At 53.1% G+C, this 26,836-nt stretch carries 18 protein-coding genes; 10 read left to right on the forward strand and 8 right to left on the reverse strand.

Annotation, left to right across the window (positions count from 1 at the left end):
* The 4 genes from ACR0LN_RS22380 to ACR0LN_RS22395 form a co-directional block, all read left to right on the forward strand.
* Positions 1-561: hypothetical protein (locus ACR0LN_RS22380; RefSeq protein WP_480432843.1), on the forward strand; the 561-nt coding region annotated here is incomplete at its 5' end.
* Between the two features lie 306 nt (positions 562-867).
* Positions 868-1,683, forward strand: coding sequence for an alpha/beta fold hydrolase (locus tag ACR0LN_RS22385; protein WP_170515893.1), 816 nt, complete (start codon positions 868-870; stop codon positions 1,681-1,683).
* 372 nt (positions 1,684-2,055) lie between these two features.
* Entirely contained in the window at positions 2,056-2,622 is a 567-nt protein-coding gene (locus ACR0LN_RS22390; RefSeq protein ID WP_480432844.1) for a hemerythrin domain-containing protein, read from the forward strand.
* Between the two features lie 10 nt (positions 2,623-2,632).
* Positions 2,633-3,652, forward strand: coding sequence for a glutathione S-transferase C-terminal domain-containing protein (locus ACR0LN_RS22395; RefSeq protein WP_170664644.1), 1,020 nt, complete (start codon positions 2,633-2,635; stop codon positions 3,650-3,652).
* A gap of 154 nt (positions 3,653-3,806) precedes the next feature.
* On the opposite strand, the gene ACR0LN_RS22400 is transcribed toward ACR0LN_RS22395, so the two are convergent.
* The 4 genes from ACR0LN_RS22400 to ACR0LN_RS22415 form a co-directional block, all read right to left on the reverse strand.
* Positions 3,807-4,745, reverse strand: a complete 939-nt coding sequence (locus ACR0LN_RS22400; RefSeq protein ID WP_480432846.1) for a helix-turn-helix domain-containing protein — start codon at positions 4,743-4,745, stop codon at positions 3,807-3,809.
* A gap of 588 nt (positions 4,746-5,333) precedes the next feature.
* Entirely contained in the window at positions 5,334-6,359 is a 1,026-nt protein-coding gene (locus ACR0LN_RS22405) for a response regulator (protein WP_480432847.1), read from the reverse strand.
* The gene (locus ACR0LN_RS22410) at positions 6,352-6,693 is read right to left on the reverse strand and encodes an Hpt domain-containing protein (RefSeq protein ID WP_480432848.1); all 342 of its coding nucleotides are present in this window, start codon (positions 6,691-6,693) and stop codon (positions 6,352-6,354) included. Before ACR0LN_RS22410 ends, ACR0LN_RS22405 begins: the two co-directional genes overlap by 8 nt.
* A 3-nt stretch (positions 6,694-6,696) precedes the next feature.
* Positions 6,697-13,575 (reverse strand): GAF domain-containing protein, encoded by a 6,879-nt coding sequence (locus tag ACR0LN_RS22415; RefSeq protein ID WP_480432849.1) that lies wholly within the window; start codon positions 13,573-13,575, stop codon positions 6,697-6,699.
* A gap of 578 nt (positions 13,576-14,153) precedes the next feature.
* On the opposite strand from ACR0LN_RS22415, the gene ACR0LN_RS22420 reads away from it, so the two are divergent.
* Complete coding sequence (locus tag ACR0LN_RS22420) at positions 14,154-14,966, forward strand: DEAD/DEAH box helicase family protein (RefSeq protein ID WP_480432851.1); 813 nt, start codon at positions 14,154-14,156, stop codon at positions 14,964-14,966.
* Here ACR0LN_RS22420 and ACR0LN_RS22425 read toward each other — a convergent pair.
* Positions 14,932-16,833 (reverse strand): adenylate/guanylate cyclase domain-containing protein, encoded by a 1,902-nt coding sequence (locus tag ACR0LN_RS22425; RefSeq protein WP_480432853.1) that lies wholly within the window; start codon positions 16,831-16,833, stop codon positions 14,932-14,934. The two genes, ACR0LN_RS22420 and ACR0LN_RS22425, sit on opposite strands and share 35 nt — an antisense overlap.
* Before the next feature lie 204 nt (positions 16,834-17,037).
* Positions 17,038-17,955, reverse strand: a complete 918-nt coding sequence (locus tag ACR0LN_RS22430; protein WP_480432854.1) for a LysR family transcriptional regulator — start codon at positions 17,953-17,955, stop codon at positions 17,038-17,040.
* 102 nt (positions 17,956-18,057) lie between these two features.
* Here ACR0LN_RS22430 and ACR0LN_RS22435 point away from each other — a divergent pair, with 102 nt between their 5' ends.
* Positions 18,058-18,924 carry an NAD(P)-dependent oxidoreductase gene (locus ACR0LN_RS22435; protein ID WP_480432855.1) on the forward strand — a complete coding sequence of 289 codons (867 nt, stop codon included), beginning with the start codon at positions 18,058-18,060 and terminating at the stop codon, positions 18,922-18,924.
* A gap of 177 nt (positions 18,925-19,101) precedes the next feature.
* Here the strand turns inward: ACR0LN_RS22435 and ACR0LN_RS22440 are convergent, their stop codons facing one another.
* Positions 19,102-19,638 (reverse strand): hypothetical protein, encoded by a 537-nt coding sequence (locus ACR0LN_RS22440; protein ID WP_480432857.1) that lies wholly within the window; start codon positions 19,636-19,638, stop codon positions 19,102-19,104.
* A gap of 152 nt (positions 19,639-19,790) precedes the next feature.
* On the opposite strand from ACR0LN_RS22440, the gene ACR0LN_RS22445 reads away from it, so the two are divergent.
* From ACR0LN_RS22445 to ACR0LN_RS22460, 4 genes are all read left to right on the forward strand, one after another.
* Positions 19,791-20,987, forward strand: a complete 1,197-nt coding sequence (locus ACR0LN_RS22445; protein WP_480432859.1) for an alpha/beta hydrolase — start codon at positions 19,791-19,793, stop codon at positions 20,985-20,987.
* A 392-nt stretch (positions 20,988-21,379) separates the two neighbouring features.
* Positions 21,380-22,396: a lipocalin family protein gene (locus ACR0LN_RS22450; protein WP_480432860.1), complete on the forward strand. Its 1,017-nt coding sequence runs from the start codon at positions 21,380-21,382 to the stop codon at positions 22,394-22,396.
* Positions 22,393-23,838, forward strand: coding sequence for a c-type cytochrome (locus ACR0LN_RS22455; RefSeq protein WP_480432862.1), 1,446 nt, complete (start codon positions 22,393-22,395; stop codon positions 23,836-23,838). Before ACR0LN_RS22450 ends, ACR0LN_RS22455 begins: the two co-directional genes overlap by 4 nt.
* Positions 23,839-24,144: 306 nt before the next feature.
* Positions 24,145-25,479 (forward strand): leishmanolysin-related zinc metalloendopeptidase, encoded by a 1,335-nt coding sequence (locus ACR0LN_RS22460; protein ID WP_480432864.1) that lies wholly within the window; start codon positions 24,145-24,147, stop codon positions 25,477-25,479.
* Between the two features lie 317 nt (positions 25,480-25,796).
* Here ACR0LN_RS22460 and ACR0LN_RS22465 read toward each other — a convergent pair.
* A partial coding sequence (locus ACR0LN_RS22465; protein ID WP_480432865.1) for a hypothetical protein occupies positions 25,797-26,836 on the reverse strand: 1,040 nt, incomplete at its 5' end.

Raw genomic sequence — 26,836 nt, forward strand, 5'->3', positions numbered from 1 at the left:
GGCTGGAATACGGGGACTACAGGTATGATCAGTGCAATTGATATCTCCTTCCAACCAGCTGCCAAAGTAGTGCGTCAGATGAAATGTTTGGTCGCCGGGGTTATGCTTGCTTCGGGCCTTGTTTGGACCTCACCAGCTGTCGCGGCTGATGTATCGCAACTTCCGCCCGGTTTGCAGGCGAAGGTTGATCTGGCGGCACAAGCCTGCACGGATTTCAACGACGGTCAGTTTGACATAGCCTGGGGCGCGGTTGAAAGGGTCGATCTCGACGGAGATCTACAACGCGACTGGGTTCTGAATGAGTCTGGTTTTGCGTGTTCGAGCGCCGCATCTCTTTACTGCGGAACTGGCGGATGCATGTCGCACTTTTGGGTTAGCGAAGAGGTGCACTCCTTGCTTAACCAAGGCTGGATGGTCGTTGATTTTGGGCGTCGACGCGTTGTCGTAGCGGATATTCATGGATCCAAATGCGACGGAATAAACCCAACGCCATGCGTCAGCGCCAGTGTTTGGGATGGCGAAGCCGACACTTGGCGCTCATCTGCTGGCGATTGGGAGTAAGCTGCATTTGGGCACCGCAGATAAGCCTGACAGCCTGATTATTCGATGAGTTCTCTTTAGCTGCAAACTTATGGGCAAAGTTCCAAGATTTTCTTTAATGAAATCAATGTCAGAAATGCAGCGTTATGAGCGCACCTAGATCCGGTCTCGGAAATTGCAAAGTCTTGTTACGAATGTCCGCTTTGGGCTGCAAACAGTCCATTGGATAGGGCTTGGGAAAAGGCATTGCGAACCAAATTTGGAACGCTCTAGTGAACTTTCGCCAGATTTCTGTTATTTTCGTCATTCCTAAGCAAAGAGAATTCAATGCCGACGGTTAGCCTAAACGGTGCACAGATTCACTACGATGATACGGGTGGCAAAGGAGAGACGGTCGTCTTTTCTCATGGCCTTTTGTTCAGTGGAGCGATGTTTGAAGCGCAGGTTTCTCAACTACGAGATCGCTATCGGTGCATTACATTCGATCATCGAGGGCAAGGCAGGAGTGGCGTTACGGATGCCGGTTATGACATTGACACACTCACTTCGGACGCAGCTGCACTGATCAAGCATCTGGATGCAAAGCCGTGCCATTTTGTTGGACTAAGCATGGGCGGATTTGTCGGGATGAGATTGGCCGCGCGGGAGCCAAGCCTGGTCAAAACACTGACCCTGCTTGAAACAAGCGCCGATCCTGAAGATTCCCAAAACGCTCCGCGCTACAGAATGCTGAACTTTGTGGCACGATGGATTGGACTATGGGCTGTCATTGGACGGGTGATGCCAATTGTGTTTGGCCGCACGTTTCTCGAGGACACTGAACGCGCTGAGGAAAAAACCAGATGGTCCAAGGCTATTACGAGAAATGATCGGATCGGCATTACACGTGCAGTCAAAGGCGTGATCGAACGGGCGGGCTGTATTGACCTCCTCGCCAACATTAAAGTTCCCGTCGGGATTGGCGTCGGGGACGAAGATGTGGCGACAGTTCCCGAAAGGTCCGAGCGCATCCATCGAGAAATCAAGAGTTCTGAACTGGTAGTGTTTCGAAGAGCGGGCCACTCGTCTTCCATTGAAACGCCTGGCCAGGTGACGGAACTAATCGAGCGCACAATCCTAAGAGCGAACCGCCAAAAAAACTGAAGCTGATGAGCAGTTGGCTGCCAAGATCGGCACGCGAGCTACCGCAAGCGATATTGGCTTGGCTATGCATTGCAAAGGCGGGTCGGAGTTTTACGCCTCAAGCCCAGATGAAAACCTGATTTCCAAGTCGTGCAGTCGTCTATTGGCACATCAGGCGAGTCTCGCTTCCGAAGCTTACGTCTTCGCCCGCACCTTTAGCCGTGGAGACCTGCATGGTTTCATCTACCAAGGCATCGAATCCTAGAAGCGCAAGATCGCTGGTTTGTGTTGGACCGACTTTGCAGGGGTTCGCTGACGCATAGTGACTGTGCGTTCTCACTAGTGGCGAGCAGTTGCCCGACCTCCCATCTTTTGCCTGAAAGGAGACAACCGATGCTGGATACATATACCATTCGCCAAGACGACATGCCTCAAGAAATGCGGTTTCTCTTGGACCAATACCCCCGCGACAGTTGGGAAGCCCATCCAGGTTTCAAAGAAAAAACCAAGCATTGGCTCGGCGCGCACGAGATGTTTCGCCGTGTTGCAGAACGTATTCGCTTGGATACAGAAGGGGTTTTGAGCAACGAGATGGGGTTGGACGACTACGTGGGGCGGCTATCCTACTATGGCGGCAACCTGGTTGGGAACCTGCATGGCCATCACGGCTGGGAAGATCGCAGCTATTTCCCTGAACTATCTGCTGCGGACCCTCGTTTTGATGCGGGGCTTGAGTTGCTGGAACAGGATCACTTCGATCTGGATAAGGTGCTGAGTGACTTCACTCGCACGGCGAACCGTGTGATCAAGCTATCCGCACTTGATGAGGCGCAAGCTTACGACGAAGCCGGACAGCTTCATGCGACGAGCAATGCGATTGAAGCGTTCCTTAAGCGGCATCTCAGCGATGAAGAAGAATTGGCCGTGCCAATCATCTTGCATCACCGGCTCAGAGGATGATGCTGAAGTCATGACTGACACATCTACCGAAGAAGACCAGACCGACATCAACAAGCGCCGCGCACGGGGTGAATTCGTGCGCGGCGTTAGCGGCTTTCGCCACGCCATTGGCGATCCAATGTTTCCAGCAAAACCTAATCGCTATCACCTGTTCGTAGCACTGAATTGCCCGTGGTGTCACAGGGTCACGCTGGCGCGAAATGTGTTGGGCCTTCAAAACAGCATCACGATGGACGTTGCATTTCCAAACCGCACCAACGACGACGATCCAGAAGCGCCAAACTTATGGGAGTTTGCACCTGATCGGATTGCATCGCTCACAGGTGAGACCTTGCCGGAATGCACAAGTGAGACCGGCACCGGCAAAGGACTGCGCCTTGCCAAAGAAATCTATCGTGCCGAAGGCTCTGAAGAGCAATCCCTTCCAATCCTGTATGACAAGATTGCAAGGCGCATTGTTAACAACGAAAGCGCTGAAATTGTCCGAATGTTGGAAGCTGCGGCGGATTCTCTTGGCAGCACAATCCCGGCAGCTGAACGCGTTAGGCTTTACCCCGACGAAGTGCCGCGCCACCAAATTCACGACCTGAACGAACGGATATATACAGCGATTAACAATGGTGCCTACAAGGCCGGGTTCTCGTCTGATCAAACGATCTATGAAGCAGCTTTTGACGCCTATTTTGAGACACTCGAGTATTTGGAGGAGCATCTCTCAGATGGCAGGCCCTATTTGACAGGCAACCACTTTTCAGAAGTAGATCTTCGCCTGTTTCCAACGCTCTATCGCCACGATCCCGTCTACTATGTGCGGATGAAGCTCAACGGCGCAAGGATTTTAGACTACCCATACTTGTGGCGGTGGCTGTGCCGTGTATACGCGTTGCCCGGAATTGCCGAGGCAGGGTCTCTTGTACACTGCCGCCAGGGTTATTTCGGGCGCAGTTGGAATAGCGTTGTGCCCAATGGGCCTTTCAAGCCAATGTCGTACCCTGAGGCCTATCGCCACCCTGACCTCGCAACACTGTAGGCCTCGTCAAGGTGTATTGCCTTCGCAGCATATGCGGTTTTTGCCCAAGATGACGAAAATGAGCTTCCTAGCCAAGTCGCTCGGATACTTCGCAATACCGCGAGTTCGTTTGGTTGAGCACCTCAACCCGAAGCGGAACTGGAAACTTTCATCGTCAACTTGGCGGGAGTGTATTTAGGTAAGCATCTCGAAGTTTAGCACTTCGACGCCCAACAATTGAGTTGGCTATATCCGAGCAATGCAAAGTCCAGACCCCGAAACCAGTGTATCTCTGGTGAGCTCCAAGAAACTTGAGGCCAAGATCCTCGCACAATTGAGTTCCAAGACCGTTCACTGAGATTGCTCCAATCTCACGAATAAAGATCTCTCTGTCGAGAAGCTCTTCCAACTCTGAAACAAAACCTGAGAGGAGCAAGCGAGTCGCATTCTCATGTCCACGCGCAACATAAATCGCCGGGCAATATGCAAAGTAGTCCCCTGGCAACAAAGGACGTTTCAGATGATCCGGTGTAAGCTCCGCTTCATCGAACAGTAGTTCAAAGAAACGTTTTTCGGGATCGGACTTTGGAAATATCAAGCCAACGTGCCCAACGATTTTCGACCCAAGCATTACATAGGGTCCAGACAAAAGGCCCGATTTTTGTATGTCACGCCATACCGTATCAGCGGCTGAAAACCCACTGGGTAAGCCATCTCCATGGTCCACCTCCATGCATGCCACGGCTTCCGTTACCGCCGATGAGGAGCCACCGAATTCGCTAAGCACTTCCTGATTGTTTAACAAACGATAGGCAGACCCTGAATGCTGTGGTCGCCCGGCCTCCCAATCCGCTCGGCAAGCAACCACATCCTCTAAGCTCCAACCGAGCTTTTCTTGCAGTTGGTACTCAAGGTCACCACGAATATACGACAGCGAGCGCTCATATTTGCTAATGGCGTCAACACTTACGTTGAGTATCATCGCCAGTTCCTCTTGCGTCATACGGCCATGGCGACCGCTGCCAATTCGATGGGAACGTAGTTTCTGAGCAAAAAGAGACGTCCAATTTTTCATTTTGGTATTGGTAATTGCTGGGTTCAACAGCACCAGCATGCCAAAAGTCTTCGCTTTGCCCAAGCTTCTTACGGGTTTCTTACAGGTTTCTACGGTTGTGGTCCGTGGGTTTCGGCCACGGTCTCGGGCAGCGTGAGCATCGTCGACCTTTGTTATGGAGAAAGACTATGCCCTACTGGACGATACCGTTTGCGTCACTTTTTGAAATGCTATGCTTTGCGGGACCGCGCGGTCGAAAAGGTCATGGACGACGAGCAAAAGAGGCAAGAAAATAGAACTAATAGGCAGTCGATCATGATATCGGGGCTCAGCAAAAACGTTCAGCTTGCAATGCCCTTATGACCCGCATTGCTCGCAACACGTGAATTGCAAAGTTGGATATTAAAGGTCCGCTTTGGGCTGCGACCAGTCAATCATGCAAGCCGCAGAGAACGGAAACACTGAGCCCAAAATCAACCGATGCTGCTTAGAGCACCAAAGTCAACAATGCGCAGAAAGCTGACTTTGCAAAGTCTGACAATATCTAGTCTCCAATCACTGAGCCACATATGAAAATCATCGGGCTAAAAGCAAAGCCACAAGCGCAACACACCCGATGTAGTTGCGCTCGCCAGGTTGCATGAATGGTCATAGCGCATGGATATCGAACGGATCGGAGAAACCCTTGATCATTGTACTACCAAATGTCTCCAACACATTTGCCCCTTCCAACAGATCGAAGGTTTCTTGATCAATCAAAATACGGCTTCCGGTTTTCTGCGTTTCTGCCTCGAGGCGAGCAGCAAGGTTTACGGTCGATCCTATGCAAGTATACGTCGCTCGATTGTCCGTACCGGCATAGCCGGCGACGACTTCGCCAGTCGCTATTCCGATGCCGATTTTTAGGTCACTTTTCCCTTCTGAGCGCCTTTCGAGATTTAATATCTCAATCATGTTGTGCATTTCATGCCCTGCCGCCACCGCACTTTGCGCGGTGTTGGACAGCGGCTGCGGAACTCCGAACAGAGCCATCAAACCGTCTCCCAGCATCAGGCTGACAATTCCGCCATTGCTAGTAACAGCCTCGAACATCAACGTGTAAAAAGTGTTGAGCAGATCAATTGTTTCCTCGGGAGCGAGATTTTCAGACAAGGTCGTGAAGCCGCGAATGTCGCAGAACAGGACCGAAGCATTGGCGCGCTTGCCGCCTATGGCAAAGCCGGACTCTTGTAAGTCTTGTGCAACCTCAGTTGTTGCAAAGCGCTCTAGCAGGCGCTTCTGTTCGTCCCTGAGCCTTTTCTTTTCAAGGCAGCTGGAGACACGCGCACTAAGTAGTGTCTTATTAACAGGTTTTGGCAGGTAGTCTTCGGCACCCAATTCAATGCAGCGCACTACGTTGTCGAGACCCTCAACAGATGATGTCACTATTACCGGCAGATCGCGCAGATCTATGTCCGATTTGATGGCCTCCAGAACTTGGAAGCCGTCCATTTCTGGCATTTCAATATCCAGTAGCAGCAAGTCAAACGACTGGTTAGACAACATCTCCATCGCAACCCGGCCGTTTTCCGCGACCGATGCTTGATGACCCAAGAGCTCTAGGCTGCGCGACAAAAGCAAGCGGTTCACCTTGTTGTCATCGACGATGAGCAAATGGCCGGGGGCGTCAGACATCAATCAGGCTCCGCAACGCGGCGGCGGCAGTGGTTAGGGCTGTCTCCAACGCCGTCGCATCTGTTAGGTCTCCGGCCTCGGGCAGTTCTCCCAGCTCGACTTTCCTGGCCAGTTCGGCAAGAGCCGTCGCACCAAATGTGTTGGCATTCGACTTGATAGAATGTGCAACACGGCGGTATCGGTCTACATCGGCCTCGCCCGCCGCCGTTTTCAATTCGCCAATCATACTTGGCGCTTCGTCGAGAAAAGTGTTTACAAGTTCTGCTGCAAAGTCTTCGCCTGTGGCGTCTTTTAGTTCCATGAAGATTTCATGATCAATTGGGCTGTCTGTCATGGATCACCTTCTTATTCTTGGGGAATTTAACAGGGCTTCGATTAGGACAGGTACGCGGATCGGTTTGGTGATATAGTCGTCCATACCTGCATCCAGGCACATCTCACGGTCCCCCTGCATTGCGTTCGCGGTCATCGCGATTATACGAGGGCGACTTCCATCGGGGAGCGCTTTGTTGATACGTCGTGATGCTTCCAAACCATCCATTTCGGGCATCTGCACATCCATGAAAACGACGTCGTATTTTTGACGGTTCACGCTTTCGACCGCCTCGGCACCGTTGCTGGCCAAATCAGCGCGATAGCCCATCTGCTCCAGTAGGCGCAGTGCAAGTTTCTGGTTCACCAAATTGTCCTCGGCCAGCAAGATTCGCAGTGGATGTCGCGTTGCCATATCCGGATCTGTTTGGGGTTTGTCCTGTAGTTTGGACGGCTTTACTCGTACTTTTTCAGTCGCGAACAATGTAACCAAGGTATCGAACAGGTGGGATTGGCGCAAAGGTTTGGCAAGGTTGGCAGCAAAGAGCCCTTCCTCCAGATCTACTTCGCGCGGGCCAAGTGAACTGAAAAGGATTAGTGGCAAACCCGGCTTCTTGGCGCGAACCTTTTTGGCGAGATCTGCTCCATCCATTTCGGGCATATGCATGTCGAGAATGGCCAAATCGAACTCGACGCCTTGTTCAAGAATGCTCAGCGCCTCTGACGGAGATTCACACGTCGCGGTCTGCGTGCCCCATTTCTCAGTTTGAAGAGCAAGGATTTTACGATTGGTGGCATTGTCGTCCACCATCAAAATTCGCTTGCCTTCGAGTTCAGGCTGAATGCCGACAAGATTGCGGGAAGTAGACTTAACTGGTTTTGCAGGTTTTGCCTGGATTTTGAAAACAAAGGTGGAACCGCTCCCCTCGCCATGGCTTTCAGCCCACATGGTCCCACCCATAAGTTCGGCGAGGCGTTTCGAGATCGCAAGACCCAGACCAGTGCCGCCATATTTTCTGGTCGTGGAACTATCTGCCTGACTGAAAGATTGAAATAATCGGCTCATGCCCTTTGGGGACAGGCCGATTCCAGTATCTCGGACTTTGAACGTCAGTTCGAGCGATCCCTGCACCTCGGCGGATTGTTCAACAGACAGAACCACTTCGCCGCTTTCGGTAAACTTCACTGCGTTAGAAAGGAGATTCAGCAGAATTTGCCGCAATCTGGTCAAATCTGCGCTAATCGCCAGGGGCAGTGTGTCATCGAACTCATAAGCCAAATCGAGCTGTTTCTCGGCAGCTTTACCGCTGACTAAATCGAGGGCGCTTTCTATGCATTCGCGCAGGTCGAACGGATGGTTTTCGATATCCATCTGCCCGGCTTCAATTTTCGAGAAGTCGAGGATCTCGTTGATGATGCCCAACAGCGCATCGCCGCTATCGCGGATGGTATTGGCATAGTCACTTTGTTCTGCGTCCAACTCTGTGTCCATCAACAGCCCGCTCATTCCGATTACGGCGTTCATTGGCGTTCGAATTTCGTGGGACATCGTCGCCAGGAAGGCGCTTTTTGCTTCGTTTGCTTCTTCAGCAACCTTTCGCGCCTCTTCGGCCTCACGGAACAGACGCACGTTTTCGATGGCAATCACCGCCTGATCTGCAAATGAATAGGCGAGGTCTATCTCATCTTTGGTGAACGCGCCGGCTGTTTTTCGAGCGAACACCAACACACCCAGACACGCCTTGCCTTTCATAAGTGGCAGCAACAGAGCTGCGCGCACTTCATGCCGGTCATACGTAACCTGTTCGAACGGTGAGAGCTCGAGTGTATCCCAATCCGGTAGATGGAGCATCTTCTTCTCATGCAGAACCTGCGCGGGAAAGCTGGACATCGGATCCGGGTCGATAGGAAAACTTTGGTTGCCTTCAAGGGTAGCAACACCTTCTGCACTAACCCGCGCAAGCACCTCGAACGCGTTATCTTGCGCGGTCATAGCTGCAACCATATCAGAGGAGACCAACCGCACACCTGCTTCTGCGATTGCCTCGAAGACTGGCTTGATGTCGTCAGGAGATTGGCTAATCACCCGTAGAATGTCCGCACTAGCAGTCTGACGAGCCAGGGAAGCCTGAGTTTCATTAAACAGGCGAACATTTTCCAGCGCGATGATGGCCTGATCGGCGAAAGACTCGGCAATGGCGACCTCATCTTCGCTGAAAACTTTGGCCGTTTTTCGGATGAATACCAAGGCACCGAAACATTCCGTCCCGCGCATCAGAGGCACTGTCAGTGAAGACTTGAACCCTTTCCTGCGGATGATCTCTTGATCGCGCGGGGGTAGCTCATCGTATCGCCATTCGGGCAAATGCAGGGTCTTGCCGTTCTTGATTGCCTTCGACGGCAAATTGTCTTCGGGATCAATCGGCAGGCGCTCGGTCCATGTGATTTCTTCGACGCCATCGGGTGTCGCGGCGGCGATCTGCCAAAGTTCAGTCTTGTTCGCCTGAATAGCAATCGACAGGTCGCAATCTATGAGGGTTGTCGCCAGCGCGACAATCTTCTCGAAAACCGGTTTGGTATCGGTTGGAGATTCAGAGATTACTCTTAACACATCCGCGCTTGCGGTTTGGCGTGCGAGGGCGGTCTGCGTTTCGTTGAAGAGTTGCGAGTTCTGAATTGCGATTATCGCCTGGGACGCGAAGGTCTCCATTTGCTTGATTTGTTTTTCGTCAAAAGCGGCCGCCGTTCGGCTCCCCATGCTGATAACACCAATTGTGTCACCGTCACGGATTAGTGGCACGGAAAGAACGGATCGGTAGCCTTCGAGATTGGACTTGAGCAGCGGATCATAGTTGGTGTCAGCTTGAGTGTCCTCAACATAGTCGGCCCTTCCGTGTAGAAGCGCACGCGCTGTGGCCGATGTTTCCCCGGGTTCAAAAGGATGCGCCTTCAAAAAATCCGCGAATTTGGCCGACACATTGTGTCCGGCAAAATAATGGTACTTTCCATCTTCGGGTGTCTTAAGCGCCACGAAGGCATCCTGTAGGCGGCAAATGCGGGACGAAACGGCCAGCAATGCTTCCAGTACAGGCTCTAGTGCGTCGGGAGATCGGGAAATAACTTCGAGTACCTCGCTTGTGGCTTTTTGGTACTCCAAAGACTCCTCAACTTCGGCGGTGCGTTTTTGCACTTCCTCGAATAATTGCGTGTTGTTAATAGCGATCAAAGCCTGCGACGCAAAGGTTTCCAGCAGGTTGATCTGTTTGGCGCTAAATGCCGAAGCCTGCCTGTGCGCCATGACGATAACACCAAGCGTGCGACCATTTTTGACAAGTGGAACCCCGAGAGTGGTGAGGTAATCGCCTATCTCGGCAGCCTGCTTCCATGTGTAAGTTGGGTCGTTTCGAGTATCTTCTATGTAGACTGTCTTTCCATGCAATGCAGTTCGCCCGATGCACGAGCCTTCTTCAGGAGCTATCGGATTATCCGTCAGAAACTTCAGAAATGCCTCGCTAACGTTATGAGACATCACGACACGATAAAGCCCATCGTCTGCATCCCGCATGGCAAAAAATGCGTACTCTGGCGAGCAGATGCGCGAAGCAACCTCCAGGATGGCGTCCAACACTGGCGGCAGGTCGTTGGGTGAACGGGAGATAACATCTAGTACTTCAGACGTAGCTGTCTGGTACTTTAATGTCTCTTCAGCTTCGGCGGTACGAGCTTGAACTTCTTCGAATAACTGAGTGTTGTTGATCGCAATCACGGCCTGTGCCGCAAAAGTCTCTAAGAGTGAAATTTGCTTTGCGTTGAATGGTGCGACTTTGTCGTGGCAGAGGACTATAACACCGACTACTACTTTGCCCTTGATCAGTGGGACACCCAACAGCGAACGGTATTTTCCGATACGGGCCGCCTCTTTCCACTCGTATTCTTCAGCTTCGGTATCCTTGTAATATACTGTTTCTCCTCGTGCTGCTGTTTGGCCAATACCGCTTCCATGACCGGCTGGCACAGGGTTGTTTTTTATGAACCTCATGAAATCACTGTCAAACTCCAGCGTGATATCAGTGTGGTATAGATTATCCTCTGGATTGAGGATCGAAATCGCGGCGTATTTTGGTTCACAGATTCGGCTTGCAACCCTCAAGACTTCCTCAAGCACCGGTTCCAGCTCGTTTGGGGATCGCGAAATGACCGACAACACATCGGATGTGGCCGTCTGGTATTCAAGCGATTGTACTACTTCCGCAGTGCGTTCCTCGACCTCGCGGAAAAGACTCGCATTCGTAATGGCGATAGTGGCTTGATCTGCAAAAGTTTCCAGCAACTGTATCTGCTTGGTAGAAAACCCCGATACCTCGGGGGACCCGATTGAAATAACACCTACGACATCGCCGTTCTTGATCAACGGCACTCCGAGCACGGATCGATATTCACCGACGCCGCTTTCTTCCATCCAAGTATAAGAAGAATCCGTTTCAACATCTTCGATATAGATTGTGCGCTTCGCCAGAATGGAACGCCCGCTTACACCGCTTTCATCAGGCGAAATAGGATGAGCTTTGACATATTCCGCAAAGGTGGTGTCCTGCGTAAGTATCGCATGAACATGAAAAAGCTGATCGTCGGGGTTCAACATTGCAACATAGGCATCCTGTAATTCGCAGATACGCGACGCTTCTTTGAGGATAGCTTCGAGAACGGGTGCCAGCTCGTTTGGCGACGACGAAATCACGCGCAGTACTTCAGATGTAGAGGTCTGATATTCCAAAGCCTGCGTAACTTCCGCCGTCCGGTCCTGTACTTCCCGGAACTGACGGACGTTTTCCATTGCGATCACGGCCTGAGCTGCAAAGGTTTGGACCAGTGCCACATCATCATCTGAGAAAGGCGCAACTTCACGGCGATATAGTACGATCACCCCTAGACCCGTGCCGTTCTTCATCAACGGAACTGCCAGAACCGAGCGGGCTCCTTCAATCTCAACCATCTGAACCCGTTTTGGGTCTCGGTCCTGGAAATAAAGCGGGTCATCCGCGATATCATCCTGGCGAATAACTTGGCCATCGATCATTGGTCTGATCGCGATCAATTCAGTGCGCGTTAACGGCTCCTCAAAATTTTTCAGCGCTTCGTCAAAATCGGTTCTTGCGCCAATATTTGCCGGGATCGTTGCGAGCCCTCGTTCGTGATCAGCGATACACAAGAAGGCGAGCGGCGCTTTGCACAGACGGCTGGAGTTTTCGAGAATGCTTTGGAATACAGGTCTTTCGTCGTCGCGGCTACGGCTGATGACTTCGAGGATTTCTCGCGATGCTTTTTCGCGCTCCAGTCGTTCCTGAACCTCTCGAAACTGGCGCGTGTTTTCTATCGCTATGACCGCGTGTTTGGCGAACTCTTCGATGAATTGCACGTCGGGATCAGAAAACGGGCGGACTTCGCGGCGGCTAACCGCAATAGCACCTATCGCCTTTTCCCCCTGCATCAGGGGCACAACAACCCGTGACCTGATGCCTTCGATCTCGACCATTGTAACAGCTGTAGGATCACCCGAGCGGTAGAACTCTGTGTTGGCGATGTCCTCGACGCGTACAACCTTGCAATTTCGTATCGCCGCCGCCGCCGTGACCGACCCATCAAGAGGCCACTCTTCTCCCAATTCGACGTCGGTTCTATCGTGCCCCCATGCACCGGCCAATTGAATATGGGTTCTCGCAGCGTTGACCAAAACCAGCGCCGCCTGATCTGCGTCACAGATTTCAGTAGCCTGCTGAAGCACGGCTTCAAAGACTCGTGCGTCATTGTCCCGGCTTTTGCTGATAACACTTAGAACCTCCTGCGTCGCCGCTTGCCGTTCCAGCTGAGTGTGCAGCTCATTCATTTGACGAGTGTTATCGAGGGCAATGACGGCTTGCGCGGCAAAGCTCTCGACTAAAGAAATCTCATCATCGGAAAAGGGTCGCACTTCGCGCCGGTATATCCCAATGACACCTACAGGGTCACCATTTGCTGACATCAAAGGAACTGTCAGAAACGAACGAACGCCTTCCTCATCAACCAATTGCCGGCGCCAGGGATCCCCGTTGATGTAGTGGTCTGTCTCGCGCAAATCGACGTTGTGAATGACGCGTGCTTCCCGCACGGACTCGGCAATTTGTAAATTTGAGTCCAGAGACCAGCGATCAACGCCGACCTTGTATGTAGCCAATTGATCACCAAAATGGGCCGCGTACTCCAAATGAGTTCCTGCCTCATTTAGCAGGCTCAACGTGGCGACATCTGTTTCGCAAAGCCGTGCGGTGTTTTCCAAGATCGTCTGAAATACCGGCGCTTCATCATCCCGAGACCGACTGATCGTCTCCAGAACATCACGCGTGGCACTTTCACGAGCCAGACGCACCTGCAACTCGCCAAACTGTCGAACATTTTCAATTGCAATGACCGCTTGCGCGGCGAAAGTTTCAACCAGCTGCACCTGATCGTCGGAATAAGGTCGTACCTCATCCCGTGCCAACATCAGGCATCCGATTGCGCTACCACCCACTTTCAATGGAACAAAGAGATTGCTCCTGCACCCATGAGTGTCGACAATGAGCTTAAAGCGCTCATCTCCCGATTTATGAAAATTGGTGTCCCCCATATCGACAACACGTTTTGTCTCGCCACTTAGAATAGTGTCAGTCACAATAGAGTTGCCTGGCTCCATCGTGTATTTGCCGTCGAGCCAGAGCTGCTGAATATCCGGGTGTAGATTAACGCTGGCAACCAGTTGCTGACGAGCATCCCCTTCTTGCCCGAGTACCAGACCGGCAAAAAAGGCATCACAGAGATCTTTTGCCAGCGTTACAATCAGGTCGCATACTGGCTGGATGTCATCCTTGGTCTCGGAGATCGCCTGCATAACCCGCGCGGTGGCTCCAAACCGAGCCTGCTGATCATCCGCGCTGAGCCCCCTGCTTTGCGAGGATGACGACGCTGAATCAGCAGTCTCTCTTGATGCCTTTTTTCCACCCACTTGCGTTCGTGCCCCCACGCAAACTAATGAAACACACAAGACCGGAGTTTAGAGGGCATACGATAGAAGTCACAGAGTTTCTTTGTGGGTCGTGTTCCACGCGGTTCGGGCGATGCCGGTATGGTGTGGCCTTGGGAAGATCCGCACAGTCATAAAGAACGCCGCCCTATTTGCCAAAAAGGTGTCCTAAATAGGAGCTGTGTTAAACTTCCCAGAATACTCAAACATCGCTGTTGTATGTCTTCTTTGGGCTGCGAGCGCTGAAGCATCTATCTGCAATGGAAAGCTCTCAAACTGGGCTTTAGGGCAATTTAAGTTGACATTTCATCTGTGAAATCGCCGGATTTCTTGGGCAACAATCTTGGAGGTGGTGAGCGCTCGCCGCTCCGGTCTGCGGCTGACACCAAATTAGGAGATACGCAATTTCTATCGACAGTTTTGCGGAAACTGAGGTTGGAACACACTTGGCCGACGCTGCACGTCGTTGTCGCATGGTTTTCTTCACTGGATTACCAGCGTCTGGAAAGTCATTTCTGTTGCGCCAGCATATATCCATTTCGGTCTCGTTGGGACGACGCGTACATATCATGCGGTGGGATACAGGACTCGCGGCGTTTCAGACCGAAGACATACTCGCAAAGTATCCAGATGTTTCAGATGGAACTCATCCGTTGATCCGAAAGGCTGCCGGGCTGTGGGGTCGGAGAGCCCTGGCGCGATGGCTGGCGGAGAATACCGACCCCACAGACTTGATTGTCGGAGAAGTCCCTATCATCGGAAACAGGTTTTCCGAGTTCATCCAGGCGCAGCCGGATCAGGTTGAACCAGCCTTAGCATCCGAGGAAACCACATTCATCTATCCCGTTCCTACAAAGAGCTTGCGTACCAATCTCGAAGCCTTCCGAAGGTCTACGTTTGCGAACCCAAAACATCCTGATGAGGCCAGAGATGCGCCTCCATCGACAATGGAACTGGCTTGGCGTTTGACGTGTGCCAAGGCCGCAGAATTGGGTTTGATCTCTGAAGCGGACAGTCATTCTCCGTACGAGGAGATGGTTTATGTGCGGTTTTTTGAGCACCTACTGCAACACCGAAACGCCATTAGAATTGGGGTCGATACGATTTATTCAAATGCCGGGTCAGCCCATGATCTGGGGGCGAGTATTTTAGAACTCAATGCAAGCCCGGATGAAGTACAGTGTGTAGTCGCAGAGGTAGAGGCTGCTTTTACAGTCGAGGAAGTTACCCGAGACGTTGAAAACTGGTATCGGGTGTAGCCTCTTGCAAAAGTTCACTCTTTGGCGTCTTGGAAACTGCAAAGTCTAACTGTGCATGTCCGCTTTGGGTTCGCGCCGCCGAAAAAACAAAGCGCAGAGAAACGCGTAATTGAGGCCGCGCTGTTTGGACAAACGAGTTAATGTCGGTGTCAGCCGGTCGCCGCCACATAGACCGAAACCCGCGGGCAAGGCTGTCGACCGTCTCATCCTCAACCACAATACCTCGACTTGTGAACTCATCGTGACGTTCGGTGACGAATTCTCGCAATGCGTCAGAGGCGTCTCGCTCTCGTTCGAGCTGCGCGTAAGACGCGGCGACAAAGGCAGTGGCCAACGAGTTAAGCCGCGCTGCTCCCATCAGAAAACCAAGCACTGCTTCATAGTTACCGTTGAAAAATTCGACCTGCCCCATAATCCAGTCGATGGCAGGCGGATGTAGCGGGTCCAGCGCCATAACTTCCGAAACCACGTCTCGCGCCCTTTCGTGCTGGCCGAGCAGTAGGAAAGCATAGCCGCACCAAGCCATCGACTCCGCCTCGCATTCTATCATGGAAAGTGTCTTGTTGAATTGCGCTTCGGCCTCGCTCCACAGTCCGGCGCAGAGATAAGCAAACCCAAGCTGGTCCCGAATGTAGACGTCCCGATTATCCAGTGCCACGCCCTTTCGGGCGATTTTCAACGTGTGGGCCGGTGCGTCAGCGTCTGCCAGACCAAGCCACAAGTCTATGACATATGTGTCCGAAAGACACATGTAAGATCGCGCGATGGTCGGATCGAGCGCGACCGCTCGTTCCAACAACGCTCTCGCCTTGGCCGTATCTCGTGCGTTCAAGCCGTCGCGTAGTGCCTTGCCCTTGAGCATCAGTTCATAGGCCTTCATCTGATCAGTTGGCTTTTGCATCGAACGGTCGACGACATCGTGCTGGACTCTGCCCGGCAACACTGCGACGATATTTCGGGCCACCTCGTCTTGTACCGCCAGAACGTCCTCCAGTTCGTGGTCAAATCTATCCGACCAGAGTTGGGTGCCCGTACGGGCGTCAGCGAGTTGTACCGAGATTCTCACGCGACTGCCGGCCTTTCGCACGCTGCCCTCAACCAGGTAATCTGCGCCAAGAGCCTCCGCGATTTTGGCCGGATCTGTGTCCTGTGTCCGGAACCTGAAAGAAGCATTTCTGGAAACAACCTTAAGCGTCCGAAAACGCAATAAGCCCACAATAATGTCTTCCGCAATCCCGTCGCTAAAGAAGGCCTGCTCTGGGTCATCGCTCATGTTTTGTAGTGGCAAGACCGCAATAGTGGCTTTTCCTGATGTTTCAGGCCGAGGCGGTTCAGCGCATATTGCGCTTGACCCGCCAATGCGCCAGGCATGTACCGGTTCGGCAACGTTCTTTACCGTGTGCTGAACAGCATCCTCCCAGGCGACCGGTATTCGGTTCCCGACCACACGATAAACAGCGTCCGCCAGCAACACACCGCTGGGTGGGGCAAGCTGCTCCAACCTCGACGCAAGGTTCACACCGGACCCAAAAACATCTCCGTCGCGCATGATGATGTCGCCAAGAGTGACGCCGATGCGAAAGCGAAGCGGGTCGGAGCCCGCCACAGGCGAATTTTGCCATTCAACCGCGCAAGAAACGGCATCAACGGCGCTGTCGAAGCTTGCGAGCAGACCGTCACCCATTTGTTTGACGATGCGACCGTGATGCCGACCGACAAGCGGTGCAGCAATATCTTTAATGTGCGCTGAAAGGATTTCGAGCGTGCCTTTCTCGTCCCGCTCCATCCGGGCGGTAAAGCCGACTAGGTCGGCTATCAGGATGGCCGCTAGCTTTCGCTCTACGTGTTGTACTCCTATCTGTTTCATACTGATCGCTACGTGTTTAGACCATGCGAAAGTGAACAGGGGCGGTGTCTGATCTTGTCCCAAGTCTGTTTCAGCTTTGGAAAGCGCTGCGATACGTCTGCTTTAACAGCTCAGTGGGCAAACGGCCTTTTGTGTCCTCATCTTGCGAAAAATTATCGCCGCTTTGGGTTGTTGCTATCCGTTCGAGTTGAACACCAATAACAGTTATATCAAGTGAGTAGGCGTCCATCTGAAAAGGCTTTTCTCATATTCGTTAATTGAGTTCGAAAGCCACTTCTGAAACACTTTTGCCGCTGGGCGAACTGGTCCAGGCAGCGTGACGAGGTGATATCCGATCTGCGGGATTGGATCATCGAATAGCGCCACGAGATCTCCAGACTTCAATTCATCAGAGATGAATGCCGGAACCGTCGCCCCAACACCTTCACCCCGGCGGATTCCATCAAGCAGCATGTTGCCCGGCAGGCGAACAACTCTCCTATCGGCACCGGGTGGTACTCCAACCTTTTCCAACCACAGGTCAAATTCGACCGAAGCCTGTTCCTGAAGAAGAGTAAAGTCGAGCAATTCAATTGGGTCTTTGAGCACTCGTTCCCCAATCAATTCTTTTGCAGCGACCACAGTCAGACAGCCAGGTAGCAACATTTGCGAGACAAGTCCCGACCAGCGCCCGATGCCGTATCGAATGGCTATGTCAATGCCCCCTGGTTTGAGGTCGACAGCTTGGATTGTTGAGTCAATCCGAAGCTCAATATCCGGGAACTCCTGAACAAATGCCGATAGACGCGGCATGAGGAATGCGCTTGAAAACATCGGTGTCGCACTAACCACCAGCGGGCGAACCACCTCCGCACTTGATATGCTCTCCGTCAGGGATGCCATTGAGGCGAATGCTTCATGTAAACCCGCCGCTAAGAATTCCCCCTGTGCGGTCAGAGCGATACCGTGTCGCGTCCGAGAAACAAGCTGGGTTCTTAGATGCTGCTCCAGTACGCGGATTTGTTGGCTGACCGCGGAGTGGGTCACATTCAGTGCCGCTGCCGCGCGGGTCAAGTTTCTAAACTCTGCTGCGGCGGCAAAGGCTCTGAGAGACGTCAGCGAGGGTAACGCGTGCCAATCCATAAGTCAGAAAATCTAACAATACAGAAAAATTTACAACTACGCGATTTCTCAATTTTTACGCATGTTGACGTAGAACACCAATGACCAGAACAGGAGGAAACCATGGCAACGCTTGCGGTACTCGGACTAGGCAACATGGGTTCGGCGCTGGCGCATTGCCTGCTCAAAGCAGGTTACAGCGTCCGCGTCTGGAATCGGACACCTGAAAAGACAAAATCGTTTGCAAAGCTAGGTGCAGTTATTTGCGCATTGCCAGAAGATGCTGTTGCAGCGTCCGATTTCGTCGTCGTCTGTATCAAAAGCCACAAGGAAACCGTCGATTTGGTCCGTGGGCTAAGTGTGTCTTTGGAAGGAAAAACAATTTGCGACATGAGCACCGGCGATACGTCCGATGCTGATTCACTGGTCTCATTTCTCATCGAAAAAAAGGCCGACTACATGCTGGGCATGATCAATGCATACCCTTCCGGCATTGGTAGCAGCGAAACCACCATCCTTACCGTGGGCAGTGCCGGAACTTGGGATCGCTACGGCGAAGTCATAAGGTGTCTTGGGGGAAAATCCGCTCAGATCGGTGAGAAACCCGCAGCTCTTGCAGCACTTTTTGCCGGTCTCTTCACTGTCCGGCAGGGGTTCATGTTTGGGATGATATACGGCGCACTGGTTTGCCAGAAAGCAGGTGTTCCGATGCAGGTCTACGCCGATCAGCTGCCTGCCACGATCAAATTGGTAAATGACTACTATGATCTCTTTGCCCGAACTGTTCCGACCGAGGAGTATGACGACGCTGAAGCCTCGTTGAAAGTCTACGCATTGGCCCAAGAGGACGCGCTTAAGACCTGCGTTTCTCTGAATGCACCGGCTGACTTCATCCGAATTATGCATGACCGCACTAAAGCGGCGTGGGAGGGGGGATACGGAGACAAACAACTGACCTCTTTGGTCAAGCACATGACGGATGCCGGATGACGTCGGACGCTTATTGTCAAAATGATCGTTCAAATTGAACAAACAATTGGATGCAAAGTTGCGTACATGGGATTGCGAAGTTGCGCCGCCAATGTCCGTTTTGGGCTGCCACCGGTTATTAATGTGAAAAGTAGCGTAAGGCGGCAACGAGCCCGGAGCGGTTATTTGCCCCGGAAGCTACCTATCCTCAAAGAGTGCCTTCGCACGTTCTGGGTCCCAGCGGCGTTCCGTCAGTCCCTCGGCCTCCCATTCGAGGCGTTCGGCCTCAAAGAAGTCACCCCCATAGATATGGATTGCACCGGTGTACTTGGTGAGCGGGTTGATCACAGAGTGGATCACGTCCTTTCCCAACGGTGCCACATCGCCCGCGCTCAATGCCTTTGCTCCAGCCGCCTCAATACGGCTATTTGGGGAACCTTCGGAGCGACGCCAAAAGATATTGTCTTCGCGCCCTGTGTAGATGCCTATGACGGCCCACATGTTATGATCATGGGGCATGAGTACCATCTCGGGTCGCCAAACCATATTGAGGATTGTCAGCTCTGGCGATTTGTAGATCGTATTGAGGCCACCTGATGTCGGCTCTCCGAGAGCGTTGGTTACAGCACCGGGGTCGGACATCGCGGACCTCAGGAGTTCGGAAATTGCGCCCTGCGTCGCATCCTTCCGAATTGTAGTTTTGCAGTCCTCAACGAACTTTTCGAGATCAAACATTCCAGCATCTCCGGCAAGCACTTTCGGTCGATTTTGACGATCTGACCGCTATGCGCTTGAAGAAGCTTTTTAGAAGACCTTGGGATTTCATTGATTTGTTCCCTAATATCGGAGGCAATCACGGCTGGGTTTTGATAGGAAGCTGTTAAGCTATGCGGTTCTTCTTTGCCGATTGCGTTCTCGACATCGCGAGCCACTCATTCTCGCGGGAAGGCAAAGTGGCGACTATCGAACCTCAAGTATTTGATCTGCTTCATTTGCTCGCGGCGCGAGCCGGTCATCTTGTCACAAAAGACGACCTGGTCGATACGGTTTGGAAAGGGCGCATTGTATCGGAAGCGACAATCGGTGCCCGCATCAACGCTGCCCGCAAGGCCGTCGGCGACAACGGAACAGACCAGAAGGTTATACGGACAATCCCGCGCCGCGGCTTCTCAATGGTGGCTCGGGTCTCCAGCGACGCTGGCGGGCTTCGAAACTCAGCAACGACGGTAAAGCAAGTCGTTCAGTTCGCGACTTCTCAAGACGGAACCCAAATCGCATATGCGAAGTCGGGAGAAGGTCCGCCTCTGCTGCGTGCCGGACACTTTCTCACGCATTTGAAGCGAGATTGGGAGGGATCGGTCTATCAGCCGATGATAGCAGCGCTCAGCGCGTCGCATGCCCTGGTACGGTACGATCAGCGTGGCACAGGGCTGTCGCAGACCGACGTCGACGATTTGTCCCTCGAGGCGTATGCGAATGACATGCTTGCGGTGGCGGACGCGGCTGGCTTCGACAGGTTTCCGATATTTGCCACGTCGCAGGGCGCACCCGTGTCTGTCCATTTCGCCGCGACATACCCGGAACGTGTCAGTAGGCTCGTGCTCTTTGGAGGTTTCGCACAAGGCCGGATGGTCCGCGAAGATGATTTCTCTCGCGACGATGCGGACGCATTGATGACCCTTATCAACAAAGGGTGGGGCAAACCAGACAGCCCTTTCATGTCGGCGTTCGTGTCTCTGTTTTGTCCGGACGCATCACGCGAGGAGCGAACTAGTATTGCCGAAAGCCAACTCGCATCAGCCACGCCCGAAATGGCGGCCCGCATTCGTAGGACAATCGATCAATTCGATGTGACCGACCGGCTGCGCAACGTTCAAGCGCCCACCCTCGTCATTCATGCCAGTGGAGACGCGATACACCCCTTGTCACAGGGACGTTTGCTGGCGGGGGGAATAAAAGGCTCAGAGTTTCAGATGGTTGAGAGCAACAACCACATTATCTTACAGTCATCGCCGGTCTGGGATGAGATAGTTGTGGCAACGCTGGAGTTCATCGCTCGGGGCTCGAAGGCTAACAGCCCATAGAGCTGGAATATCGGAGGTGGGATTTGATGAGCGGCTGCTTCTTGCGCATCTCGGGATTTGCAACGTCTAGTTTGGAATGTCCGGTTTGGGTTGCGACCAGCCAACAATGCTTGCCGCAGAGAATGGCCGCATCGAGCCCTTAGCAGCCATTAACCTCAATGCAGAAATACAGATGCCAGCGAAAAGAAGATGCTATGGTGATCATTGAGATAATGGGCCCAGCAATAGAGGGTGTGGAGTTTTAAGGGAGGCGACCCGCAGCGATGAGGAAGCTATTTCTTACAGCTATTGTAGCCATCGGGTTCGGAGTTGTAATTTACTCAGCGATGCCTACCCAGCAGCCAGAGGGTTCCTTTCCAAGTGACGTTAGGGGGCCTGATTTCGCATCACTGTTGGCAAACATCTCTGATGATGAAGGCTTCGAACGGCCATCCTCCAATTGGAAACTGGAGCTGCCCGAGGATCATGGTGCCCATGTTAAGTCACGCACTGAGACTTGGCGGCTACTTACTCATTTAAGCGATGAAGATGGCAACGAACTTGGTTTCCAGTTCTTGTTCTTACGCATTGGCATTGTACCTCCAACGTCACCGCCGCAGGATTCAATTTGGGACGTCAGACAGCTTGAACGGGTGCACATCGCACTTCTCGACGCAAACTCGGCGAAAGTCGCGAGCGAGGAACGGTTCGGACGGGGAATACCCAGGATCTCGGGTTTCGATTGGAATGCTGCGGAGCTTCGAATGGATAATTGGTTCCTCAGTTTCGCAGATGACGGATCACCGGCGACGCTTAAGCTCTATGCGACAATTAGCGACAAGGCTGTCGTGGAGTTTGATATGCGACCGGTGAAGCAGGCTGTTGCCTTGGAACCGGATGGCGCAGACGCACCTTTTGTGGGTTATTCAATCACGCGTCTGACCGTTGATGGAACCGTTGATCAAGGACAGGGAAAGAAAAGGGTCACAGGAACCGCATGGTACGATCATTTATGGGGTGAGCTTCCGGTGCCAGGTGCAGGACCGGTCGCATGGGATCGTTTGCAGCTTCAACTTGAGGATGGAGCCGAGATCTCGGCAGTGCGCTCACGGAGGATCGATGGAAGAGGCGCAGCGTCCGTTAACGGCGCTATATTTGAACCCAATGGTGAAGTCATTTCCTTGGACGAGGGGACCATTAAAATGACGGCTTTTCGAACTTGGCAATCTCCCTATACCGGGGTCGAATATCCAATCGAATGGCAACTTGAAGGCCCCGATCTGGACATAACGATTGAGCCCTTGTTTGACGCCCAGGTGCTTGATTTTTCCGTCCCGTTCTGGAGCGGTATCGTGCGAGTCAGGGGAAATCGCGCCCAGGAAGCGGTCTCCGGATTTGGGACGCTGCAACTGACAGGATATGAACAGTGATTAGAGGAGGAGGAGCATTCGGCGGCGTCGCCGTACTGTTGGGCGCTTTCGCCGCCGGAGCGTTCTGGCTCTACGCAGCTTTAGACGACCGGGAAACAGCCTCTGACACGAGCCAGTTCCGCTCTCCGACAGGACCAGTTCCGCCTTCGGTGCAGCGCCCTGGTGACGTCGATGCAGGCCGTCACGCTCTTCTAAATGCTCCCTACGTCAGCTGTGGTATTCCTTATAACGCTTATCGCCGCCTGAATCCTGAAACTGCCGAAAATAAACCTCTTTCCGGGCGTGAGGGTCGGAACGCCGAGCTACCCTACGCGCTCACCTCGCATGTGAATGAAGATGGTGTCGAGGTCATCTCCAATAATTGTCTGACGTGCCATGCCGGACGCCTCAACGATGAGATCATCATCGGTCTGGGAAACGAATTTGGGGACTTCACGCGCGATCCGAGCAGGCTGGTTCTCCAAACAGGAAATTACGTTCGTGGAGCTGCCGAAACGAAAGCCTGGGAGCACTGGGCTGACCGCATCGACGGTATTGCGCCTTACGTCCAAACAAAAACGATTGGTGTAAACCCGGCGACCAACCTGACCTGGGCACTCATGTCCAGGCTCAATCCTGAAACGCTGAAGTGGTCAGAAACACCGCTTATCGACCCGCCACCGCAGGACCCGTTGCCGATTAGTGTCCCGCCTTGGTGGGGGATGAGCAAGAAGAACGCGATGTTCTACACGACAATTGGTCGGGGCGACCACGCGCGCTTCATGCTCCTTGCGTCCATGCTTTGCATTGATGGCACTGAAGATGTTGCAGACATCGTCGCCTATGCGCCTGACATTCGTGCCTTCATTGCCTCATTGGCGGCCCCAGCCTTCCCATATCCTGTCGATGTAGAGCTGGCAGCTGACGGAGAGGGCATCTTTCTTCGTGAGTGCAGCGCTTGCCACGGCACATACGGGGCAAATGAGACCTTTCCAAATCGAGTCTATCCGGTTTCCGAAATTGGAACTGACCCCGCATATGCAACTGAGGCGACGGATGGATCGCGAGACCGGTTCTACGCCTGGGTGGCGCGTTCTCCTTACGGAGACACTGAAAGTGCCAACCCTGCACCTGGCTATATAGCACCGCCACTCGATGGGATCTGGGCCACGGCACCCTATCTACACAACGGTTCAGTGCCAAATATGGAGGCTTTACTCCAAAGCGACTTGAGGCCGAAGTACTGGCGGCACCTGTTCGATCCACGAAATTACGATCCCCAAAGGATGGGCTGGCGCTTCGAAGTACTTTCGGCCGGGCAAGAAAGTGAAACAGACCCAGATAGGCGAAGGCTGATCTATGACACTACATTAAGAGGCTACGGTAATCAGGGCCACATCTACAGTGACGAATTAACGGATAAAGAACGGTCTGCCCTGCTTGAATACCTAAAGACTATTTAGGGTAACTCAATTGTTTTTGGTGCAGCGGCTCGGAAGGTCCCAGCTGCGCGGTTGGAAGACGGGATTTGCTCGACCGTCCGCTTCGTCCGCACAGCCGGCATTCGCTCCTTGTCGTGAACTTCGAATGTCCGCACCGAGCCCATTTTATACCTTTACAGGGGGAGGATTGTGCGACGGCTTGGTTAAAGAGCTACCATTCAATACATGAACTAGACATAAACGGCATATTCCACACACATTAAAGCGCGTTATTTTATTCTAATAATCAGATGTATTGGTGGGGGCTTCAATTCGGAGATAGCCAATATGCACGCAAAACGTTTTGATCGAATTCTGTTTGACGACTTTTTTAATGCCATTGATGATTTTATCTTGGAGCAGGCTGACGCTCCCAACGGGCCCGAGCTGGTTACGCCGGCATATGGCCAGACGTTGCGCGCAACCCTTCAGCCCACCGACCCAGAAAGTCATAATAGTGAGAACCCCGTCCATGACAACCAAGTGTTCGACACGGGCAATCCAGTCGGCAACTCTGATGGCGAAGGCAGAGATGGCCTTGATATCATTGAGCAGGCTGACGCCTCCAACGGGCTTGAACCGGTTACGCCGGCAGATGGCCAGGCGTTGCGCGCACTCCTTCAGCCCAATGCCTTCGAAAACCAAACCAGCGTAAGCTCCGACGCAACCTTCGTTGATTACCAAGAGTTCAACATGGGCAATCCCTTCGGCGGCGGCGGCGGTGGTGGTCGACCGGGCGGCGGCAATGATGGCGGTGGTGACGGAGGCGGCGGTGGCAGCACTGTGGAAGCTACCTACACTTCGGGCACTCTCGATACCGGGTTCGACGATACTATCACCGTAGATACCAATCGCGGCACTAGTGATCCGTTTAATTTTCAGATCGAATTTGTAGGAAACGGGTCAGATTGGAACACTTCGATTGCGACAACCATACAAGGCTATGTCGAAGCGGCAGCGGAATTTCTTTCTTCGGTCATAGCATATGGCTTTACGGACGATGACAACGGCTTGAAATCAGATGGTACGGAGTTTGTGCTTGATGACCTCTACGTCGAAGTCAAACTTGAAACCGGTGCGCTGGGTGGAGAGGTTGCATCGGCAAATATTTACGCAGCAAACGACTGGGACGGCAATGGCACGGCTGAAACACCGGCTGGCGCCACCCTTACCATCGACCTTGCCGATGCGGCCTCTCTCGATGCACTCGGCGTGCTTGATGACACTATACTTCACGAGATGATCCACGCGCTGGGATTTGGTACCCTTTGGGATGTTGCGGGCAACGATTTGACAACTAAGTCGAAGGGCAATCTTGTATACACTGGGACAGAAGCTACGACTTTGTATGGAGATAATATTCCGGTGGAAGGCGGTGGCGGGCGCGGCACTTCCGGAGGTCATTGGGACGAGGCAGCCCTGGATGCCGAGCTAATGACCGGGATCGTTGAACAGACCGACACCATGTATCTGGCGGACTTTTCGCTCGCGTCTCTAGAAGACCTTGGGATCTATGAACTTGCTGCCGGGTGGGAAGGCGAACTGGCTGCTCTGAATGGCTCAAACGCTACGGGCGACGGAATCGATCTGATGGCCTGGTACGACGGTTTTCTTACAGCTTGAACAGCATCAAGCTAATTCACAGCGGTGCCAGTTAGTTCTGGCGCTTCTGTTTTCTTGGAAGCCAAGTTCGCAGCACATTGTGATAGCCAAAGCTGGTTAGTTTACAGCCCCTTATCCGTTTAGCTGCGTAAATGTTACTAATGGTTGCTTTGTCCGCGTTTTGCCAGTTCGCTGAAGCCACATCGAACGCCCGGATTCTTTGGTTTCTACCGCCCCGCTTCTGTCTCCCCGCTCTTGTGTCACTCTCGATACAACAAAGGTCATTATTCCGGAGCAGAACAGGTCACCGCAGGGCGTCGAAGTTTTTGAATGCCGTATCAAAGGTCAAGATCAACACCCGCTCCTTGGTAGGATGATAGCAGCGCACCAAACTCCTCTGCCGCCTGAATGCCTTCCGAATGATCGTAGTGACGGGCCACGGTCGCTTGCGACCTGTGACCGAGCAGCGCGGCGGCAGCACGGCCAGTCGCTGTCATGGTTTCACTGGCCTGCGTCGCGACGTTGTCGCGCAGTCGATGAATCGATATGCGGGTTCCGAAGGCCTTTTCGGTCATGTTGCCGGTCAATCGGCCGATCTGTTTTTCGCTGATCCCGGCGTTCCGGGATTTGACGGATGGAAAAACCGCTCCGCCGTCATCGAAGATCGGGCGAAACGACTGGCGATACTCCTGCAGAGCTTCCGCCAAACGCGGATTACACAGGCTGCGTTCATACGGCGCACCTTGCTTTCGATCTTCCGGCAGTTTCAGCATCGATGCCGGAATTTGGATGCCGACGGTATTGTCATCTCGAAGGCAAAGACTGCTGCCGAAGGAAAGGCACGACAGCGCCCTTGCCCGCTGTGGCAAGGCGGTTCCGATGGCCAGGATCAATCCGTTCCGAAACTGCCGCGCGGAGTCCAATCCTCGCATCTGGGAGGACCGGGCGTTTTCGATATGCTGGAACCCGAGATCCCAGATTGCCGTGGCGCCGACGAGTTGCGCACCCGTCTTTGTCACCGCGCCCCCCTGGTCTGCCTGGTTACGCCAATCCGCGACGACAAAGCTACAGGCCGAGGAAGAAAATCCGGGCTGAACCAAGCCAATCCCGCTCAGAATGCGCGACTGGTAGTCTGCGACCGAGCGTGCAGTTATTGATGGCTCATCTTCCAGATCAGCAAACAGGTGACGCCCGAAAGCGTCCAATGAGGACCCCGTCGGCACCAATGAACACCCGCGCTCCGAACAATACGCGGCCCATCGCTTCAAGGCACGGATGACGTTCAATGTGAGAACGGCGGTGAGAAAGTCGACCACGGTAGCGGCGGGATAACCCTGCTGCGGGCGGCGTAAAAGTCGTCCATCTTTGCCCTTCTTTT

The organism is Ruegeria sp. AA6 (genome assembly GCF_056542865.1).

Coding starts and splice junctions, on each gene's coding strand:
- ACR0LN_RS22390 (WP_480432844.1), top strand. CDS start 2,056: ATGCTGGATACATATACCATTCGCCAAGACGACATGCCTCAAGAAATG.
- ACR0LN_RS22385 (WP_170515893.1), top strand. CDS start 868: ATGCCGACGGTTAGCCTAAACGGTGCACAGATTCACTACGATGATACG.
- ACR0LN_RS22430 (WP_480432854.1), bottom strand. CDS start 17,955: ATGGATTGGCACGCGTTACCCTCGCTGACGTCTCTCAGAGCCTTTGCC.
- ACR0LN_RS22440 (WP_480432857.1), bottom strand. CDS start 19,638: ATGTTTGATCTCGAAAAGTTCGTTGAGGACTGCAAAACTACAATTCGG.
- ACR0LN_RS22425 (WP_480432853.1), bottom strand. CDS start 16,833: ATGAAACAGATAGGAGTACAACACGTAGAGCGAAAGCTAGCGGCCATC.
- ACR0LN_RS22395 (WP_170664644.1), top strand. CDS start 2,633: ATGACTGACACATCTACCGAAGAAGACCAGACCGACATCAACAAGCGC.
- ACR0LN_RS22405 (WP_480432847.1), bottom strand. CDS start 6,359: ATGTCTGACGCCCCCGGCCATTTGCTCATCGTCGATGACAACAAGGTG.
- ACR0LN_RS22435 (WP_480432855.1), top strand. CDS start 18,058: ATGGCAACGCTTGCGGTACTCGGACTAGGCAACATGGGTTCGGCGCTG.
- ACR0LN_RS22445 (WP_480432859.1), top strand. CDS start 19,791: ATGCGGTTCTTCTTTGCCGATTGCGTTCTCGACATCGCGAGCCACTCA.
- ACR0LN_RS22460 (WP_480432864.1), top strand. CDS start 24,145: ATGCACGCAAAACGTTTTGATCGAATTCTGTTTGACGACTTTTTTAAT.
- ACR0LN_RS22415 (WP_480432849.1), bottom strand. CDS start 13,575: ATGCAGGCGATCTCCGAGACCAAGGATGACATCCAGCCAGTATGCGAC.
- ACR0LN_RS22410 (WP_480432848.1), bottom strand. CDS start 6,693: ATGACAGACAGCCCAATTGATCATGAAATCTTCATGGAACTAAAAGAC.
- ACR0LN_RS22400 (WP_480432846.1), bottom strand. CDS start 4,745: ATGCTGGTGCTGTTGAACCCAGCAATTACCAATACCAAAATGAAAAAT.